Source organism: Pseudomonas sp. NFX1 (assembly GCF_051123555.1).
Lineage (GTDB): Bacteria > Pseudomonadota > Gammaproteobacteria > Pseudomonadales > Pseudomonadaceae > Aquipseudomonas > Aquipseudomonas capeferrum.
On record NZ_CP169366.1, the window covers coordinates 242,142 to 260,189 of the forward strand.

The following is an 18,048-nucleotide window of genomic DNA, read 5'->3' on the forward strand; positions in this document are numbered from 1 at the left end:
GTGAGTCTCAAACCGTGGGCGAAAGACCGCTAGTATAAGCGGCCCCTTACCTGGAGATGCTTCACCATGGCCATCAGCAAGCCGGAAATCGTCATCATTTATTGCACCCAGTGCCAGTGGTTGCTGCGCGCCGCCTGGTTGGCTCAGGAGCTGCTCAGTACCTTTGCCGACGACCTCGGCCGGGTGGCGTTGGAGCCTGGCACCGGTGGCATCTTCCGCATCACCTGCAATGGCGTGCAGATCTGGGAGCGCAAGGCCGACGGTGGGTTCCCGGAGGCCAAGGTGCTCAAACAGCGGGTACGCGACCAGATCGACCCGCAGCGCGACCTGGGCCACAACGACCGCTGACTACGTACCCTCTGCCAAAGGCCGGGGCTTGGCGGGTTGTTCGGCAGCCAGGCGGCTGGACAGCACGATGGCGAAAATGATCAGCGCGCCCCCCAGCAGCATGCGCACGGTAGGGGTCTCGGCGAACACCGCCCAGGCCACGGCGATGCCATACACCGGCTCCATACCGAACACCACGGCGGCGGTACGCGCCTTGATCACGGCCAGGCTGGCGACGAACAAGCTGTGGGCCACGCCGGTGCAGAAGATGCCGAGCAGGGCGATCCACACCCAGTCCATCGGCGTCACCGCTGCCAGCCCCGACGCCGCGAACGGCAACAGGCAGAGGCTGACCACCAGGTTTTGCCACAGCGCGGCCTGCACCGCTGGCAAGCGCCCGGAGCCGGCGCGGTTGGTCAGCGACAGCAGCGAGAACAACAGCCCCGACAGCAGCGCCCAGAGCAGGCCCCCAGTAGCTTGGCTGGCCAGGTCGAATGCCGGGGTGACCAGCACCAGGCCGATGCACACCAGCACGACCAGCACGGCTTCGTTGCGGCGGATGCGTTCGCGGAACAGCACCCCTTCGAGGATCACGGTAAAGGCCGGGAAGCTGGCAAAGCCCAGGGTGGCGATGGCCACACCGCCGACCTTGACGGCAATGAAGAAGCTGACCCAGTGACCCGCCAGCAGTACCCCGCCCAGCAGCAAGCGGCGCACATCCGGGCCCGTCAGCCGGTGCCAGCCCTTGCTGGCAAACTGGGCGAACAGCGCCAGGGCGATGACGGCGAAGGCCGCGCGGCCGAAGACGATGATCGCCGGGCTGGCGCTGGCGGCGAGTTTGCCAAACACCCCGGTGAGGCCGAAAAACAGCGCGCCGATGTGCAGGGCGCCTAGGGCAGTGCGGTGGTTCATGGTGGGTCCTTGAGCAAGAGCATGTCAGCACTGGCCCTTCGCGGGGCAAGTGCAGGCACAGTGTAAGTCCTCAGGCCAATACGATCTGTCGCGCGCCTAGCGTCCGTTGTCGCCAGACGCTCGCCGCAAGGCCAACGGTGTACAGCCAAACGCCCGCAGCATCGCCGCCGAAAACGCACTCTGCGAGCTGTACCCCACCTGCGCCGCAATCTCGCCCAACGGCAGCAAGGTCCGCTCCACCAGCTGCCGCGCCTTGAGCAGGCGCCGCTGGCGAATGTAGTCCATCGGCGTCATCGCGCATTCGGCGATAAAACGTGCATGCAGCCGCGCAGTGGACAAGCCGGCCAGGCGCGCCAGGTCGGCCACCTGCAAGGGGTGGGCGGCATGTTGCTCGATATGCGCATCGAAGGCGGCATAAGGCAGGCGCTGGCTGGGCCGGATGCTTGCAGCTGCCGAAGGGTTGAGGCTGGCCAACAGCAGCGCCGCGCCTTGCCGAGCAATCAGCGGGTCGTCGATGGGGCTGGTCGCCAGCCAGTCGACCAGCTGCTGCTGGCGGCTATCCAGGCCCAAGGCAGCGGGGCGATCGAGCAGGCGACGGCTGGCATCGGCATGCTCGCCCAGCTGTTCACGCAACCAGTGCTCGCCGGGCACATCCAGCACCAGGCAGTCGCTGCCAGCATCGCTGGCGCAGGTGTGATGTGCGCCTGCCGGCACCACCATCAGGCCCTGGCGATCAACCCGTGCCCCGTGGCCCTGGACCTCGAAGTGCAAGCGTCCAGCCAAGCCGAACACCAGTTGCGGATGTTCGTGGCTGTGGGTAATCAGGCTGTTCCGGTAATGGCGCAGCGAGAGAATCGGGCCGGTGGTCATGGGGGCGTCCTCGCAGGGCAGGTGCGCATTGTGCCTCATTCAAGGCAGGCCATCACGGGTAACCGTTTTGCCACCGCACTGTCATCTGCACCTGCCAGTCTCCAGCAAACTGCGCCGGAGCCCGCCCATGACCCATGCCGAACTCTCCCGTCCCTCGCGCAAGCAGCGCGTGCGCACCTTATGGATATCCGATGTACATCTGGGCACCCGTGACTGCCAGGCCGAGCATCTGTCGCGGTTTCTCAAGGGCTACCAGGCCGACCGCATCTACCTGGTGGGCGATATCATCGATGGCTGGAAGCTGCGCGGCGGCATCTATTGGCCGCAGGCCCACACCAACGTGATCCGACGCCTGTTGACCATGAGCAAGCGGGGCACCGAGGTGATTTATGTCACCGGCAACCATGACGAATTCCTGCGCCGCTATTCCAAGCTGATGCTGGGCAATATCCAGTTGGTGGACGAGGCCGAGCACCTGACTGTCGATGGCCGACGCCTGCTGGTGATCCATGGCGACCAGTTCGATGTGATTACCCGCTACCACCGCTGGCTGGCGTTTCTGGGGGACCGCGCGTATGAGTTCACCCTGGTGCTCAACCGTTGGCTCAACCATTGGCGTGCCCGTTACGGCTATGGCTACTGGTCGTTGTCGGCCTACCTCAAGCACAAGGTCAAGGGCGCGGTGAACTTCATCAGTGACTTCGAGGCTGCCATTGCCCATGAGTGCACCCGCAGAGGCTTTCATGGGGTTGTTTGCGGGCATATTCATCATGCCGAAATGCGCAAGGTGGGGGAGGTCGAGTACCTCAATTGCGGGGATTGGGTGGAGTCGTGCACGGCGTTGATCGAGCACTGGGATGGCAGTATCCACTTGTATCGGCTGGCGGATGTGCACGCGCAGGGCGCGCAGAAGGTGGCGACGGTGCGCGAATCGGCGTGAGGCTTGAGCGGCATGGGGCGCGCAATGCGGCCCCGGCGATTTACAGGCTGATCTTGCCCAGCAGAATATCGCGGAACATGGCGAAATCACCCATCAGGCTATAGAACGGGTAGGTAAACGTCGCCGGCCGGTTCTTCTCGAAAAAGAAATGCCCGACCCAGGCAAACCCATAGCCGAACAGCGGCACGGCCAGCAACAGCAACCATTTGCCACTGCCGATGGTGTACGCCAGCAGGGCAATTACCAGGCTCGTCCCGACAAAGTGCAGGCGGCGGCACGTGGGGTTGCTGTGCTCGCCCAGGTAGTAGGGGTAGAACTCGGCAAAACTGCGAAACTGCGCTGTGCGGGTCATGGCAGTGCTCCGGGATTAATACTTGTGGATAAGATGCACGGCGTGGAGCCTGAATCGAGTCTAGAGTCATTGGCGGGGCCTACCAGTGACAATAGGCGCCAATTGAGTATCCTTGGGGTTCACCGCAGGAGCGGTCAGCATAAGAAGCCTGTCATGAGTGAAAGAACCACGTCAGCCAGCTGGGCATCAGGGATCGTCAAGGCACTTGAGCTGGAAGGGCTCGACTGCCCGGCCATGTTCAAGCAGCTAGGGCTGGACTTCGCTGCCCTCGATGACCCCGACGCGCGTTTCCCCCAGGACGCCATGACCCGGCTCTGGCAGCTGGCGGTAGAGCTGTCGGGCAACGAAGCCATCGGCCTGAACATGGCGCGGGTGGTGCGCCCGGCGTCGTTCCATGTGGTGGGCTATGCGTTGATGTCCAGCCGCACCCTGGCCGAAGGTTTCGAGCGGCTGGTGCGGTACCAGCGCATCATTGCCGAAAGTTCCGACCTCAGCTTTCGCCTGGGCCCGGAGGGCTATTCGCTGGTTCTGACCGTGCATGGCGACCATCTGCCGCCAACCCGGCACAGCGCCGAAGCGTCGTTGGCGTGTGCGCTGGCGTTGTGCACCTGGCTCAGCGGGCGTGATATTCAGCCACGACGTGTGCTGGTTCAGGGGCCGCAGCCCAGGAACGTCGAACCTTACAAGGTGGCGTTCCACTCACCGCTGGTGTTCGACGCACCGCACGATGCGCTGGTGTTCGAGCGTGCCGACATGGAGGCGCCGCTGCCGACTGCCAACGAGGCGATGGCGGTGCTGCATGACCGGTTTGCCGGCGAGTACCTGGCGCGCTTCTCGGAAAGCAGGGTGACCCACAGGGTCCGCCAGGTGCTGTGCCGCATACTGCCCCAGGGCGAGCCCAAGCGCGAAACCTTGGCCCAGGCCCTGCACCTGTCTCAACGTACCTTGCAGCGGCGCCTGCAAGAAGAAGGCACCAGCTTCCAGACCTTGCTCGACGATACCCGTCGTGAACTCGCCGAGCAGTACCTCGCCCAGCCGGGTATGACCTTGCTGGAAACCGCCTACCTGTTGGGCTTTGCCGACCCGAGCAATTTCTACCGGGCGTTCCGTCGCTGGTTCGATGCCACACCCAGCGAGTACCGCGCCCGTCTGGGCGCGGAGCCTGAGGGGCTCAGTGACGCCAGAACGCCGGCATGCACAACACTAGCACCGTGATGATCTCCAGGCGGCCCAGCAGCATGCCGCCGGCGAGGATCCACTTGGCGGCGTCCGGCAACGTGGCATAGTTGCCGGCCGGGCCGATCACTTCGCCCAGCCCCGGGCCTACGCCCGACACCGTGCCGGCAGCACCGGTCAGCGCGGTCATCCAGTCCACGCCCAGCAGCGACAGCAGCAACGCCATCACGCAGATGGTGATCGCGAAGAAGAACGAGAAGGTCAGAATCGAACGCACGATTTCTTCGTCGAGGCGGTGCCCGTTGTACTTCTGCTTGATCACCGCACGCGGGTGGATCAACTGGTTGAGGCTGGCCTTGAGCAGGATGTAGGCGACCTGGAAGCGGAAAATCTTGATACCGCCTGCAGTCGAGCCAGAGCAGCCGCCGATGAAGCCCAGGTAAAAGAACAGCATCAGCGAGAAATTGCCCCACAGGCTGTAGTCGCCCAGGGCGAAGCCGGTGGTGGTCACCACCGAGGTCACGTTCAGCGCTACGTGGCGCAAGGCATCCAGCCAGTGCAGGTTGGTGGTGGCCCAGTACCAGGTGCCCAGCACCAGCCAGGTGACCACCAGCATGCCGAGCAACCCCTGAACCTGCTGGTCGCGGAGCAACGCCCTGCGGTTGCCGCGCAGGGTTGCCACGTACAGGGTGAAGGGCAGGCTGCCGAGGATCATGACCACCACCGCGACCCAGTGCACGGCAGGGATATCCCATTTTGCCAGCGACTGGTCGGAGGTCGAGAACCCGCCGGTGGAAATTGCCGACATGGCATGGTTGATGGCATCGAACGGCCGCATGCCGGCCCACCAGAAGGCCAGCGCGCCGAGTACGGAGAAGCCGACGTACACGCCGACGATCGACTTGGCCACCATGTGCGAACGGGGCATGACCTTTTCGGAACGGTCCGAAGATTCGGTCTGGAACAGGCGCATGCCACCAATGCGCAGCAGCGGCAAAATCGCGACCGCCATGGCGATGAAGCCGATGCCGCCGAGCCAGTGCAGCATCGAGCGCCACATCAAGATCCCCGGCGACATGCTGTCCAGGCCGCTGAGCACCGTTGCGCCGGTGGCGGTGATGCCGGACATGCTCTCGAAGAAGGCGTCGGTGTAGCTGATGTGCTGGGTCAGCAGGAACGGCAGGGCGGCGAACACGCACACCACCAGCCAGCTGCTGACGGTCAGCAGGTACATGTCGCGCGGGCGCAGGTGCACATGCTCGGGGCGGCCCTGGACGACCATGAGCAGGCCGGCGATGAACGTGATCAGGCTGGACCAGAGGAACGACGGCATGTCGCCGGTGCGCTCGAAGATCACCAGGGTGGCCATGGGCACGACCATGCTGACGGCCAGGGTGATCAGAAAGATGCCGATGATGAAACCAATGATCCTTAAGGTCGGCAACGCCATGTGATCTGCTCTGACTCGAAACGGAAGGGCGCCATTCTACCTATGGGTCTGGTGATGTAAACGCTAGAATGGCCGCACATTCACCTGCCAGGAGGGTAGCCGATGGAGGCTCTCGACGCATTGCTCAACCGTGTTTCCGTGCCACGTCTGACCGACCCCGCGCCCAATGATGCCCAGCGCGAGGCGTTGTTCCAGGCCGCACTGCGTGCACCGGACCACGGCCAGCTGCGCCCGTGGCGGTTTCTGACCATCGAAGGCCAGGGCCGCGAGAAGCTCGGCGAGTTGTTCGCCGAAGCGGTGCAGAACAAGGGCGATGCCAGCCAGGCAGCGCTGGACAAGGCTCGCGCCATGCCGCTGCGTGCGCCGTTGCTGATCGTGGTGATCGCCAAGCTGCAGGACCACTTCAAGGTGCCCAAGTCCGAGCAGCGCCTGGCGGCGGGATGTGCGGCCCATGGCATTCTGATCGCGGCGCATGCCCAGGGGGTTGGCGCGGTGTGGCGTACCGGTGACATGGCCTTTGACGCGCATGTGCACAAGGGGCTGGGGTTGGCCGAGAACGAGGAGTTGATTGGTTACCTGTATGTCGGCACGCCGGTGAACGAGCCGCGTACGGCGCCGGTACTGGAGACTGCTGATTTCGTCAGTGCCTGGGGTGAGTAACCGCTGAGAATGCTGGGGCGCGTAGCGGCCCCGGCAATTTCAAACCATAACCGCCGTTACAGGCAACTCCAGCCTGGCCACAAACCCGCCCTGCGGATGATTCGCCAGTACCAGGCTGCCGCCATGGCGCTCCGCCGCCTTGCGCGCAATCGCCAGCCCCAGCCCATGCCCAGCTGCTTGCTGCCCCGGCGCACGGAAGAACGGCTCACCCAGCTGCGCGAGGTACTCTGCCGCCACCCCAGGCCCATGGTCGCGTACTGTCAACACGATACGGTCCTGCTCACGTTCGGCGCTGATTTCGATCGGCTGCCCGGCCGGGTTGAAGCGCAAGGCGTTGCGTAGCAGGTTGTCCACGGCGCGCTCAATCAGCGTTGGCCAACCCTGCAAGGTCAGCCCTGCTTGCGCCTGCAGCCGCACCTCCTGCTCCGGTGCGCTGAGCAACGCATCCTTGCGCACGCCGCCCAGCAAGGCGTTGAGGTCGACCGGTTCGGCGTGGGCCTGCTCGGCATCGACGCGGGCCAGGGCGAGGATTTCGCTGATCAGGTCTTCGAGCCGGTCGCATTCACGGGTCAGCCGAGGCCACAGCGCCTGGCGCTGCTCGGGCTCGGCACGCTCGGCCAATGCCAGGGCAATGCGCAGCCGTGCCAGCGGTGAGCGCAGTTCATGAGACACATCGCGCAGCAACTGGCGCTGGCTGCCGATGGTGCTTTGCAGGCGGGCGCCCATCTTGTTGAAGTCGTTGGCCAGTACCCCGAACTCATCGCGGCGGGCGGCTAGGCGGGCCAGGCTGTTTTGCTGGTAGCTGGTCTGGCCGAGGTCGTGCACGGCGCTGCGCAGGCGGCTCAAAGGGCGGGTGATGGACAGGGTCACCAGCAGGCTGAACAGGGTCAGCACCACCAAGGCGATGCCCAGCGCACTGAGCGGCCAGAGCAGGCTCTCGCGGTGCCAGGCGTCCAGCTCAGGGTGGGGGATGCGGTAGATCAGCAGGTAGGTCTCACCGCTGTAGGGGCTGGTGTATTCCTCGGTCAGACGGCGCCACGGCAGGCGCCGCTCGTCATTGTGCTGGCGTGCCTCGAACGCGGCGGCGCGGCGCGGGAAGGTACCAGGCACGACGGCGTCGCCGCTGTCGTCGAGCACCTGCACGTCGATCTTGAAGCGTTGCTTGCGGCGTTCGAGGAAGTGCTGCGCCGAGTCCAGGCCTTCCTGTTCATAGTGCTTGGCCCAGTGGCTGGCCAGGGTGTTGAGGCCCGGGTGGCGGCTGAGGATCCAGGCGTCCTGGTTGAGCATGTGGCCCAGCAGGATCGACAAGCCCGCAACCAGGGTGATGGCCAGCCAGAAGCTGGCCAGGATGCGCCAGAACAGTGAACGCAAGTGCACCTCCTGCAAACGGGAAAAGCCCGGCCCGCAGGGGTGCGGGCCGGGCGTGGGGCGGACAGCTTACTGGGCCTTGCCGCCTTTTTCAGCTTTCCAGGCCTGGAACTCTTGCCATTCGGCTTTCTTCGCGGCGCGTTCTTTCTGCAGCTCGTCGAACTGCTTCTGTTGCTCAGGCTTGAGCAGGCCGCGGACCTGGCTGTCGGTCTTGTCGCGGCTGGCCTTGAGTTCGTCCTTCATGGCCTTCTGGTCGGCCGCCGGCAGCTTGGACAGGTAGCGCTCGGTGATGTCGCGGCGTTGCTTCATCTGCTCGCCCATCAGCTTGCCGATCTGCTGGCGCTGGTCGCGGCTCAGGTCCAGTTGGGCGAAAGGCGCATCACCGCGATGATGCGGGCCGTCGTGACGCGGGCCGCCTTCAGGCATGGCCATGGCCACGGTCGGCAGGGCGGCGGCGAACATCAGGGCGATAAGGGTCTTGCGCATGGTGTCTCTCCTTTCATAGGCCGGTGGTTACCGGATGAGCACAGTCTACGCAGCTGACCGTCAAGGGCGGTCAGGGGAGGGTAAAGGCTGGGTAAAGATGAGTTGCCGAGCGTGTTGGGGCTGCGAGGCGGCCCCGGCACGTCACAGGCTGTAGTAATAGCCGCGGCTGCGCAGCGCAACGATGCGCGGGCGCCCATCGGCATGCGGCCCGATCTTCTTGCGCAGGTTGCTGACGTGCATGTCCAGGCTGCGGTCGTACAGGGTCAGCTTGCGGCCCAGGCCGATCTGCGCCAGTTCCTGCTTGTCCAGCGGCTCGCCCGGCTGGCGCAGCAGGGCTTCGAGGATGCGGCTTTCGGACAGGGTCAGGGTCATCTCGCGGCCATCGATGCTGGCCACGCCACGTGCCGGGCTGTAGATCAGGTCGCCGATCTCAACCTGGGTGGTGGTGGCTGCCGGGTGGCTGCGGCGCAACACGGCGCGCAGGCGGGCTGTGAGCTCGCGCGGGTCGCAGGGTTTGGCCAGGTAATCGTCGGCGCCGAGCTCAAGGCCGAGGATGCGGTCCAGCGGTTCGCCCCGTGCCGAGAGCATCAGCACAGGCAGTTCGGCATGTTCGCTGCGCAATTGCTTGAGCAGTTCCAGGCCGCTGCCGTCTGGGAGCATCACATCCAGCACCACGGCGGCCGGGGCATGTTCGGCCAGGGCCTGGCGTGCGCTCAGGCCATCGTGGCAGGCGCGGACGGTAAACCCTTCCTGGGTCAGCCAGCTGCCGAGCAGCTCGCACAGCTCCTGGTCATCATCAATCAGTAACAGCTCGCTCATGACTCACTCAATTCAACCATTGACGGCGAGTATTCGGCCCGCCAGTGGCAAAGATACCGCAGACTGATGGCAAGCGTATAACCGCCAGCACCGCGCGGCCCTGTGGGTGCGGGTTTACCCGCGAAAAGGGCCGCGCGGTGTCGGGTCAAGGCAGGACTTGCTTGAAGGGTTTGACGATGACGTTGTCGTACACGCCCGCAGCAATATACGGGTCGGCATCGGCCCAGGCCTGCGCCGCAGCCAGGGAGTCGAACTCGGCCACGATCAGGCTGCCGCTGAAACCGGCTTCACCCGGGTCGTTGCTGTCGATGGCCGGGTGTGGACCGGCCAGCACCACGCGGCCTTCGGCCTTGAGCTGCTGCAGGCGCTCGATGTGCGCCGGGCGGGCAGCCAGGCGCTTTTCCAGGGAGTTTGCGACGTCGCTGGCGATGATGGCGTAGAGCATGTCAATCCTTGGGTTTGGAGGTAGAGGGGTCGTCGTGCAGGTGGCGCGACAGGTACACACCTTGGGCCACCAGGAATATCACGGTCATGCCCAGGCTGCCGAACACCTTGAAGTCGACCCAGAAGGCCTGGAAGGTAAAGGCGACGAACAGGTTGGCCGCACCGCAGACCAGGAAGAAGCAGATCCAGGCCAGGTTCAGGCGGGCCCAGATGGCATCGGGCAGGGTCAGCGCGTGGCCCATGATGCGCTTGATCAGCACCCGGTCGCCGATGAACTGGCTGCCGGCGAAGGCCAGGGCGAACAGCCAGTTGACCACCGGCGCTTTCCATTTGAGGAAGGTTTTGCTGTGGAAGGTCAGGGTCAGGCCGCCGAACACCAGGCAGGCGATCAGGGTCAGCCATTGGCCCTTTTCCAGCTTGCGCTGGCGCAGGAACAGGGCACCGTAGACCACCAGGGAGCTGACGATGAGCATGGCCGTGGCACTGTAGATACCGCCGAATTCGAAGCTGTGGCCGGCAACCTCCAGGGGCCGCGGGTCGAGCTTGTAAACGATGAAGAACAGTAGCAACGGGATGAAATCGATGAATTGTTTCACAATGGCAGCCAGAATCGGGATGTGACGGCATAATAACAAACATCGATTCCAGCGAAAGCGCTCCTCCATGAATGTTGATCTGCACTGTCACAGCACGGCCTCCGACGGCGCCCTGTCGCCCACGGTCCTGGTCGCCCGGGCCCATGAGCACGGGGTGCAAACGCTGGCACTCACCGACCACGACACCCTCGAAGGGCTGGCCGAAGCGCGCCAGGCCTGCCGCGAGCGCGGCATGCACTGGGTCAGCGGGGTAGAGCTGTCGTGCACCTGGGGTGGGGCGACCATCCATGTGCTGGGGTATGACTTCCCCCTCGACGCACCGCCGTTGCTCGAAGCCATCGAAGCCCTGCACCGTGGCCGCTGGCTGCGTGCCGAGGAAATCGACAAACGGCTGGCGGCCAAGGGCATGCCCGGCGCGCTTGAGGGGGCCAGGGCCGTGCAGCAAGCACTGGGCGACAGCGGCAACGCCCCGGCGCGCCCGCACTTTGCCGAGTTTCTGGTGCGTGCCGGCCACGTCAAGGACCGCGGCGAAGCGTTCCGCAAGTGGCTGGGCGCCGGCAAGCTGGGTGACGTCAAGCAGCACTGGCCGACCCTGGATGAAACCGTTGCTACGCTGCGCCAGTCCAACGCTTGGGTAAGCCTGGCGCATCCGATGCATTACGATCTGACCCGCAGCAAGCGCAGACGGCTGATTGCCGACTATATTCAGGCAGGCGGGCAGGCGCTTGAGGTGGTCAACGGGATGATGCCGGCCGAGCAGGTGGGCACGATGTCCATCCTCACCCGTGAGTTCGGCCTGCTGGCAAGCGCTGGCAGTGACTTCCACGGCCCCGGCACCTGGGGCGAAATCGGTGCCTACCGGCCTTTGCCCGAGGACCTGCCACCTCTGTGGCGCCGATTCAGCCATGAACAGCCTTTGGCGGTATGAACAGGAAGACTACGTGAGCCAATTTTTCCAGATACATCCGGAGAATCCGCAGCAGCGGCTGATCCGCCAGGCGGTGGAGATCATCCGCAAGGGCGGGGTGGTGGTCTATCCGACCGACTCGGCCTATGCGCTGGGTTGCCAGATTGGCGACAAGGGCGCGGTGGAGCGCGTACGGCGCCTGCGTGGCCTGGACAAGACCCACAACTTCACCCTGATGTGCTGCGACATGTCGCAACTGGGGCTGTATGCCAAGGTCGACACCGGTACTTTCCGCCTGCTCAAGGCGCATGTGCCGGGGCCGTATACCTTCATTCTCAACGGCACCCGTGAAGTGCCGCGCCTGCTGCTGCACGAGAAACGCCGCACCATCGGCCTGCGCGTGCCGGACCATGCCATCACCCTGGCGCTGCTGGCCGAACTGGGCGAGCCACTGATGAGTGTCAGCCTCATCCTGCCGGGTGACGATCAGCCGATGACCGACCCCTACGAGATCCGTGAGCGGTTGGAGCATCATGTGGACCTGGTGATCGACGGCGGTTTTGGTGATCTCAAGGCATCGACCATCATCGACCTGTCCGGCGACGAGCCCGAGCTGATCCGCGAAGGTTGTGGCGACCCCACGCCATTCATGGTCAACGCTTGAGCCAGGTTGAAGCGCCCGAGGCGCCGGCCGAGGAGGCCGAGTCGCCTCAACAGTTGCAACTGGCCTTGGTCTATGGCGAAGCCCTGACCGAGATGCCGTTAGACCTGTACATCCCGCCGGATGCGCTTGAAGTCATTCTCGAGGCGTTCGAAGGCCCGCTGGACTTGCTGCTGTACCTGATCCGCAAGCAGAACATCGATATCCTCGACATCCCGGTGGCGGAGATCACCCGCCAGTACATGGGCTATGTCGAGCTGATGAAGAGCGTGCGCCTGGAGCTGGCAGCCGAGTACCTGGTCATGGCGGCCATGCTGGCCGAGATCAAGTCGCGCATGTTGCTGCCCCGTTCGGCCGAGATCGAGGAGGAAGAGGGCGACCCGCGCGCCGAGCTGATCCGCCGCTTGCAGGAGTACGAGCGCTTCAAGGCCGCTGCAGAAGGGATCGATACGCTGCCACGGGTGGGCCGCGACATTGTCGTGCCGCGCCTGGAAGCACCGCAGGCCAAAGTGCGCAAGCTGCTGCCCCAGGTCAGCCTGGAGGAGCTGCTGGTATCGATGGCCGAGGTGATGCGCCGCAATGACCTGTTCGAAAGCCACCAGATCACCCGCGAAACGCTGTCTACCCGTGAGCGCATGAGCCAAGTGCTCGAACGCCTCAAGGGCGGGGCCTTCGTGCCCTTCGTCGAGCTGTTCGGCGCAGAAGAGGGCAAGTTGGGCGTGGTGGTGACGTTCATGGCGATTCTTGAGCTGGTGAAGGAATCGCTGGTCGAGCTGGTGCAGAATGAGCCTTTCGCCGCGATCCACGTCCGGCTTCGCGCCGAGTTTGTTGAAGAACCTGATGAACCTGAATGAACCCCGCGACCTGGCGTCGCTGATCGAAGCTTTTTTGCTCGCTTCGGGCAAGCCGCAATCCCTTGAGCGCTTGTACGAGCTGTTCGAGGAGGCCGAGCGCCCGGAGCCCAAAGTGTTCAAGAAGGCCCTGGAAGTGCTCGGCAAGTCCTGCAGCGGGCGTGCCTTCGAACTCAAGGAAGTTGCCACCGGCTATCGCCTGCAGATCCGCGAAACCTTTGCTCCGTGGGTTGGGCGCCTGTGGGAGGAGCGGCCGCAGCGCTATTCCCGTGCGCTGCTCGAAACCATGGCGCTGATTGCCTACCGCCAGCCCATCACCCGTGGCGAGATCGAGGACGTGCGCGGCGTGGCGGTGAACAGCAATATCATCAAGACCTTGATGGAGCGCGAGTGGATTCGCATCGTGGGTTATCGCGAAGTGCCGGGGCGGCCGGCGATGTTCGCCACCACCAAGGCATTTCTCGACCACTTCAACCTCAAGAGCCTTGAGGAGCTGCCGGCATTGGCCGAACTGCGCGAGATGGAGCCGGAGCCGTTGCTCGACCCGGATGACGCGCCGGTGCCTGCGCACCTGCAGGCGCTGGCCGATGCCAGCCTTGGCGAGGGCGAAGCCGAGGCAGAGGCGCCGAAGGATGAGACCAGCTTCCGCAGCCTGCTGGTGGAGCTGGATGCGATGGAAGAGGGGCTGAAGACCGATTTCGATGATTTGCGTGAAGCAGAGGACGTGGTTGAACCCGAGGCTTCACTAGAGGACGAGGGCAAGTTGCAGACCTGAGCCCCGCACTAACAGCGCAAAACCACTGGGCAGAAAACCCTGCCGGCCCCCGCAAAACCCACTACGCTCGAGTGCGTTCCTGATACGAACCGCGTATGATGCGCGGCCCTTTGGCGCGTTCGTCGCCAAGACCCCTTTTTCATTCCTACACCGGGAGGTGCCCAGATGAGTGAGCAAGACCTGCAAAATACCGAAATTACCCCTCCATCCGGCGAGAAGCTGCAGAAAGTACTGGCGCGCATTGGCGTCGGTTCGCGCCGTGACGTCGAGGCCTGGATCAGCCAGGGCCGCATCAAGGTCAATGGCGTGGCCGCCACCCTCGGCCAGCGCGTCGACCTGCACGACGCCATCGCTGTCGATGGCAAGCTGATCAAGCGCGAAGAAGCCGCCGAGGCCACCCGCCGGGTGATCATGTACAACAAGCCCGACGGCGAGATCTGCACCCGTGACGACCCGGAAGGCCGCCCGACGGTGTTCGACCGCCTGCCGCGGCCGAAAGAAGGGCGCTGGATCAACATCGGCCGCCTGGACATCAACACCACCGGCCTGTTGCTGTTCACCACCGACGGTGAGTTGGCCAACCGCCTGATGCACCCTTCCTACGAGATGGACCGTGAGTACGCGGTACGTGTGCGTGGCGAGGTCGACGACGAGATGCTCGATCGCCTCAAGGCTGGCGTGATGCTCGAAGACGGCCCGGCCAAGTTCACCGACATCCAGAAGGCACCGGGCGGCGAAGGCTTCAACCACTGGTACCACTGCGTGGTGATGGAAGGCCGTAACCGTGAAGTGCGTCGCCTGTGGGAGTCGCAGGGCATGGTGGTCAGCCGCCTGAAGCGCGTGCGCTTCGGCCCGGTGTTCCTCAACTCCGACCTGCCGATGGGCCGCTGGCGCGAAATGACCCAGGGTGAAATCGACATCCTGGCCGCTGAAGTGGGCCTGCAGCCAGTTGCGCTGCCGACCTTGAACCTCAAGGCCAAGGACAAGATGGAGCGCATGCAGCGCAAGTCGAGCCGTCCGATGGGCCGTGGCGAGCGCGTGCGCAACCTGCGCCCTGCCAGCGAAGGGGCTGCCGAGCGCCCTGCGCGCCAACCGCGTGACAGCGCTGCCGAGCGCCCAGCCCGCCAACCGCGTGACACCACCGGTGAGCGCCCTGCGCGCCAGTCGCGTGACGACGCGCGTAAAGGCAACCGTGGCAGCGCGGTGGCCGAGCGCCCGAGCGAGATGCGCAAGCGTACCGCCAAGCCAGACGGCGACAAGCCGGCAGGCCGTGGTCGCGGCAAGCCGCGCGGTTGATCTGCAGCGCTAGATAAGAACCAGCCTCCGGGCTGGTTTTTTTTGCTTTGGATTCAGCGGTGGCACCTTAGGCTGTTACCAAGATATTGAACAAAAAGAATTTTTCTGACGACTGGCAAGTTTTCAAACCGCTCCGTAAAGAAATTTATACGGATGAAGGCAAAATACACACTGAATTCAGATTTCGCCTACCTGTGTAAACATAACTTGCCGCGCCCCACGTGCCGAGGCACCCCTGTCGCTCGCTCCCCCTATTGCCCAAACCCCCGCCGCACGCTGATATAGCGGCCATTGCCGTGTGCAAAAGCCCGCCCAGAGAGGCGTGCTGACAAAACAACAAATGGAGGCGCCATGTACGCCGATCACTTCGCCTTTCAAGGCTTTCACCACAGGAACGCTGCGTTTTTCCCCGGGGAAATGACGCAACGCGTTGACGCCTGCGCGCTTGCAGGGGTATACAGTGCGCCGCGTTTTACCTGTGACCCTCTTGCGTACCGCGCACTCTTGATCACACCCGGCTGACCCGCCCTGGCGGCGCCCGCGTTCAAGAAACCCAAGGTAACCACCTTGCCCATTCCGCTGCGCCACGAGCGCGGTGGGTCCGATTTCGTCACAGATAAAAACAATGCAGGTGACTTCGTTCATGAGTGGACAAAACATGCATTCAGGCGAGCTAAAGCGGGGCCTGAAGAACCGCCATATCCAGTTGATCGCCCTCGGCGGAGCGATTGGTACCGGCCTGTTCCTGGGTTCGGCAGGCGTGATGAAATCCGCCGGCCCGTCGATGATTCTTGGCTATGCCATCTGCGGCTTCATCGCCTTCATGATCATGCGCCAGCTGGGCGAGATGATCGTTGAAGAGCCGGTGGCCGGTTCGTTCAGCCACTTTGCCCACAAGTACTGGGGCGGTTTCGCCGGCTTCATGTCGGGCTGGAACTGCTGGGTGCTGTACATCCTGGTGGGCATGTCGGAGCTGACGGCGGTCGGCAAGTACATTCACTACTGGTGGCCGGAGATCCCGACCTGGGTCACGGCGGCGGGCTTCTTCCTGCTGATCAACTTCATCAACCTGATGAACGTGAAGGTCTTCGGCGAGGCAGAATTCTGGTTCGCCATCATCAAGGTCGTGGCCATCGTCGGCATGATCGGCCTGGGCGCGTACCTGCTGACCAGCGGTAGCGGTGGCCCCGAGGCTTCGGTCACCAACCTGTGGGCGCACGGCGGCTTCTTCCCGCATGGCGTCAGCGGCCTGGTGATGGCGTTGGCATTCATCATGTTCTCCTTCGGTGGCCTGGAAATGCTCGGCTTCACCGCAGCCGAGGCCGACAAGCCGAGGACCGTGATTCCCAAGGCCATCAACCAGGTCATCTACCGCATCCTGATCTTCTACATCGGTGCGCTGGTCGTGCTGCTGTCGCTGACCCCGTGGGACAACCTGGTCGCCAGCATCGACGCCTCTGGCGGCAGCTACGGCAGCAGCCCGTTCGTTCAGGTGTTCTCCCTGCTGGGTAGCGATGTGGCCGCACACCTGCTGAACTTCGTGGTCCTGACCGCTGCGCTGTCGGTGTACAACAGCGGTACCTACTGCAACGCCCGCATGCTGCTGGGCATGGCCGAGCAAGGTGACGCCCCGGCGGCCCTGGCGAAGGTCGACAAGCGCGGTGTGCCGGTGCGGTCGATCCTGGTGTCGGCTGCGGTGACCCTGATTGCAGTGCTGCTCAACTACTTCATTCCGCAGAATGCGCTGGAGCTGTTGATGTCGCTGGTCGTGGCGACCTTGGTGATCAACTGGGCGATGATCAGCTACTCGCACCTCAAATTCCGCCAGCACCTCGACCGCACTGGCCAGAAGCCGCTGTTCAAGGCGCTGTGGTACCCCTACGGCAACTACATCTGCCTGGCGTTCGTGGTGCTGATCCTCGGCATCATGCTGCAGATTCCGGGTATCAATATTTCGGTGTATGCGATTCCGGTGTGGTTGCTGGTGATGTTCATCTTCTACATCCTCAAGCCCAAGCGTGATGCACAGGCCAATGGCACCGCTGCCGGTACTGTTGCCAAGTAAGCGCTGCAGGCAATAACGCAAACCCGATGTCAGGTCACTGGCATCGGGTTTTTTGTTGCCACTAAAGCAGTCAAAAACTCAGATCTGCTCAAGCAACCAGCTGCGAAACGCCCGCAGCGACGGCAGCGCTTCATTGCGCGGCGGGTAGATCAGGTAATAGCTGCGCTGGCTGGCAAATGCTGCGCCGGGGCTGAACAGCTCGCCCTTGGCCAGCTCCTCTTGCACCAGAATCCGCGGCACCAGGCCGATGCCGATGCCGGCCCGCACCGCCTGGATCAAGTGTGAGGTCAGCTCGAAACTCGGCCCCAGGCGCATCGCCCGGTGCGGCAGCTGGTGATGCGAGAACCACTCGCCCCAGGCATGCGGGTTGTTGGCGACATTGAGCAGCACTTCCTCGCTGACCCGGGCGGGGCTCCAGCCATGCGGGTCGGCGGCTGCCTCTGGCGGCAGGATCACCAGCAGCTCCTCGGCATGCAGGCGGTGGCAGATCAGCCCCGGCAGGTCGTGGCTCGCCACCCCGATGGCCGCGTCGATCTCGCTGGTGTCGAAGTTGATCGCTTCGATCCGTGAATGAATATGCACCAGCATGCCTGGGTGGGCGCTGTAGAACGCATGCAGCCGCGGCAGCAACCATTTCGAGCCGAAGGTGGGCAGGGTGGCCAGGCGCAGCGTGCCGACGCCCGACTGGTAGGCCAGCGCCTGCAGCGTGGCGCTGCGGATGCGCCCCAATGCTTCGCTCAGCTCGCGCTGGTACAGCCGGCCGACGTCAGTCAACTGCACCTGGCGGCCCTCGCGGCGAAACAGCGTCAGCCCCAATTGCTGCTCCAGCGCCTGCACCTGGCGGCTGACGGCGCTCTGGGTCAGTGACAGTTCGGCGGCGGCGCGGGTGTAGCTTTCATGCCGCGCGGCGGCTTCGAATGCCAGCAGCAGTGACATGGACGGTGTCAGGTGGCGGTAATTCATTCATAAAAGTCATCGATAGCGGCAGGATTATCCGTTTGCCCCTGGCGCGAAAGTACAGGAACATTGGCCTATTCGTCATCAGGTGTGAAACGACTCATGCCGGCGTGACAGGATTTCCGTGAATTAGCCC

At 63.9% G+C, this 18,048-nt stretch carries 20 protein-coding genes; 10 read left to right on the plus strand and 10 right to left on the minus strand.

The annotated features are described in order from the left end of the window. The first annotated feature begins 66 nt into the window (after positions 1–66). A complete protein-coding gene (locus DJ563_RS01025; RefSeq protein ID WP_156310953.1) occupies positions 67–348 on the plus strand; it encodes a SelT/SelW/SelH family protein in 282 nt (93 codons plus the stop codon). On the opposite strand, the gene DJ563_RS01030 is transcribed toward DJ563_RS01025, so the two are convergent. Together DJ563_RS01030 and DJ563_RS01035 are read right to left on the minus strand one after the other, a co-directional pair. Then, complete coding sequence (locus DJ563_RS01030) at positions 349–1,239, minus strand: DMT family transporter (RefSeq protein WP_434518673.1); 891 nt, start codon at positions 1,237–1,239, stop codon at positions 349–351. Between the two features lie 96 nt (positions 1,240–1,335). Continuing rightward, positions 1,336–2,109: an AraC family transcriptional regulator gene (locus tag DJ563_RS01035; RefSeq protein WP_434518674.1), complete on the minus strand. Its 774-nt coding sequence runs from the start codon at positions 2,107–2,109 to the stop codon at positions 1,336–1,338. 127 nt (positions 2,110–2,236) lie between these two features. On the opposite strand from DJ563_RS01035, the gene DJ563_RS01040 reads away from it, so the two are divergent. Beyond that, positions 2,237–3,049, plus strand: coding sequence for a UDP-2,3-diacylglucosamine diphosphatase (locus tag DJ563_RS01040; protein WP_274098745.1), 813 nt, complete (start codon positions 2,237–2,239; stop codon positions 3,047–3,049). Positions 3,050–3,089: 40 nt separating this feature from the next. On the opposite strand, the gene DJ563_RS01045 is transcribed toward DJ563_RS01040, so the two are convergent. Then, positions 3,090–3,401: a DUF962 domain-containing protein gene (locus DJ563_RS01045; RefSeq protein ID WP_033699608.1), complete on the minus strand. Its 312-nt coding sequence runs from the start codon at positions 3,399–3,401 to the stop codon at positions 3,090–3,092. Positions 3,402–3,554: 153 nt separating this feature from the next. Between DJ563_RS01045 and DJ563_RS01050 the strand changes: the two genes are divergently transcribed. Beyond that, the gene (locus DJ563_RS01050) at positions 3,555–4,616 is read left to right on the plus strand and encodes an AraC family transcriptional regulator (protein ID WP_434518675.1); all 1,062 of its coding nucleotides are present in this window, start codon (positions 3,555–3,557) and stop codon (positions 4,614–4,616) included. Here the strand turns inward: DJ563_RS01050 and DJ563_RS01055 are convergent. Then, positions 4,573–6,027 (minus strand): TrkH family potassium uptake protein, encoded by a 1,455-nt coding sequence (locus tag DJ563_RS01055; RefSeq protein ID WP_274098747.1) that lies wholly within the window; start codon positions 6,025–6,027, stop codon positions 4,573–4,575. The genes DJ563_RS01050 and DJ563_RS01055 overlap by 44 nt on opposite strands. Before the next feature lie 102 nt (positions 6,028–6,129). On the opposite strand from DJ563_RS01055, the gene DJ563_RS01060 reads away from it, so the two are divergent. Then, positions 6,130–6,687 carry an NAD(P)H nitroreductase gene (locus tag DJ563_RS01060; RefSeq protein ID WP_274098748.1) on the plus strand — a complete coding sequence of 186 codons (558 nt, stop codon included), beginning with the start codon at positions 6,130–6,132 and terminating at the stop codon, positions 6,685–6,687. 39 nt (positions 6,688–6,726) lie between these two features. Here the strand turns inward: DJ563_RS01060 and DJ563_RS01065 are convergent, their stop codons facing one another. From DJ563_RS01065 to DJ563_RS01085, 5 genes are all read right to left on the minus strand, one after another. After that, positions 6,727–8,064, minus strand: a complete 1,338-nt coding sequence (locus DJ563_RS01065) for a sensor histidine kinase (protein ID WP_274098749.1) — start codon at positions 8,062–8,064, stop codon at positions 6,727–6,729. 60 nt (positions 8,065–8,124) lie between these two features. Continuing rightward, a complete protein-coding gene (locus DJ563_RS01070) occupies positions 8,125–8,541 on the minus strand; it encodes a Spy/CpxP family protein refolding chaperone (RefSeq protein WP_033699600.1) in 417 nt (138 codons plus the stop codon). Between the two features lie 141 nt (positions 8,542–8,682). Next, complete coding sequence (locus DJ563_RS01075) at positions 8,683–9,360, minus strand: response regulator transcription factor (RefSeq protein ID WP_274098750.1); 678 nt, start codon at positions 9,358–9,360, stop codon at positions 8,683–8,685. A 145-nt stretch (positions 9,361–9,505) separates the two neighbouring features. Then, complete coding sequence (locus tag DJ563_RS01080; RefSeq protein WP_033699597.1) at positions 9,506–9,805, minus strand: YciI family protein; 300 nt, start codon at positions 9,803–9,805, stop codon at positions 9,506–9,508. A gap of 1 nt (position 9,806) precedes the next feature. Then, positions 9,807–10,400: a septation protein A gene (locus tag DJ563_RS01085; protein WP_434518676.1), complete on the minus strand. Its 594-nt coding sequence runs from the start codon at positions 10,398–10,400 to the stop codon at positions 9,807–9,809. Positions 10,401–10,467: 67 nt separating this feature from the next. On the opposite strand from DJ563_RS01085, the gene DJ563_RS01090 reads away from it, so the two are divergent. The 6 genes from DJ563_RS01090 to DJ563_RS01115 all read left to right on the plus strand — a co-directional run bounded on the left by DJ563_RS01090 (position 10,468) and on the right by DJ563_RS01115 (position 16,955). After that, positions 10,468–11,328 carry a PHP domain-containing protein gene (locus DJ563_RS01090; RefSeq protein WP_033699594.1) on the plus strand — a complete coding sequence of 287 codons (861 nt, stop codon included), beginning with the start codon at positions 10,468–10,470 and terminating at the stop codon, positions 11,326–11,328. 13 nt (positions 11,329–11,341) lie between these two features. Next, positions 11,342–11,971, plus strand: coding sequence for an L-threonylcarbamoyladenylate synthase (locus DJ563_RS01095; protein WP_186658025.1), 630 nt, complete (start codon positions 11,342–11,344; stop codon positions 11,969–11,971). 92 nt (positions 11,972–12,063) lie between these two features. Then, complete coding sequence (locus DJ563_RS01100) at positions 12,064–12,822, plus strand: segregation and condensation protein A (RefSeq protein WP_434519683.1); 759 nt, start codon at positions 12,064–12,066, stop codon at positions 12,820–12,822. Further along, positions 12,809–13,594: an SMC-Scp complex subunit ScpB gene (gene scpB / locus DJ563_RS01105; RefSeq protein ID WP_434518677.1), complete on the plus strand. Its 786-nt coding sequence runs from the start codon at positions 12,809–12,811 to the stop codon at positions 13,592–13,594. Before DJ563_RS01100 ends, scpB begins: the two co-directional genes overlap by 14 nt. Positions 13,595–13,759: 165 nt before the next feature. Further along, positions 13,760–14,890 carry a 23S rRNA pseudouridine(2605) synthase RluB gene (rluB, locus tag DJ563_RS01110; RefSeq protein ID WP_434518678.1) on the plus strand — a complete coding sequence of 377 codons (1,131 nt, stop codon included), beginning with the start codon at positions 13,760–13,762 and terminating at the stop codon, positions 14,888–14,890. 643 nt (positions 14,891–15,533) lie between these two features. Next, complete coding sequence (locus DJ563_RS01115) at positions 15,534–16,955, plus strand: amino acid permease (protein WP_274098754.1); 1,422 nt, start codon at positions 15,534–15,536, stop codon at positions 16,953–16,955. A 78-nt stretch (positions 16,956–17,033) separates the two neighbouring features. Here the strand turns inward: DJ563_RS01115 and DJ563_RS01120 are convergent, their stop codons facing one another. After that, complete coding sequence (locus DJ563_RS01120; protein WP_186658002.1) at positions 17,034–17,918, minus strand: LysR substrate-binding domain-containing protein; 885 nt, start codon at positions 17,916–17,918, stop codon at positions 17,034–17,036. Positions 17,919–18,048 lie beyond the last annotated feature (130 nt).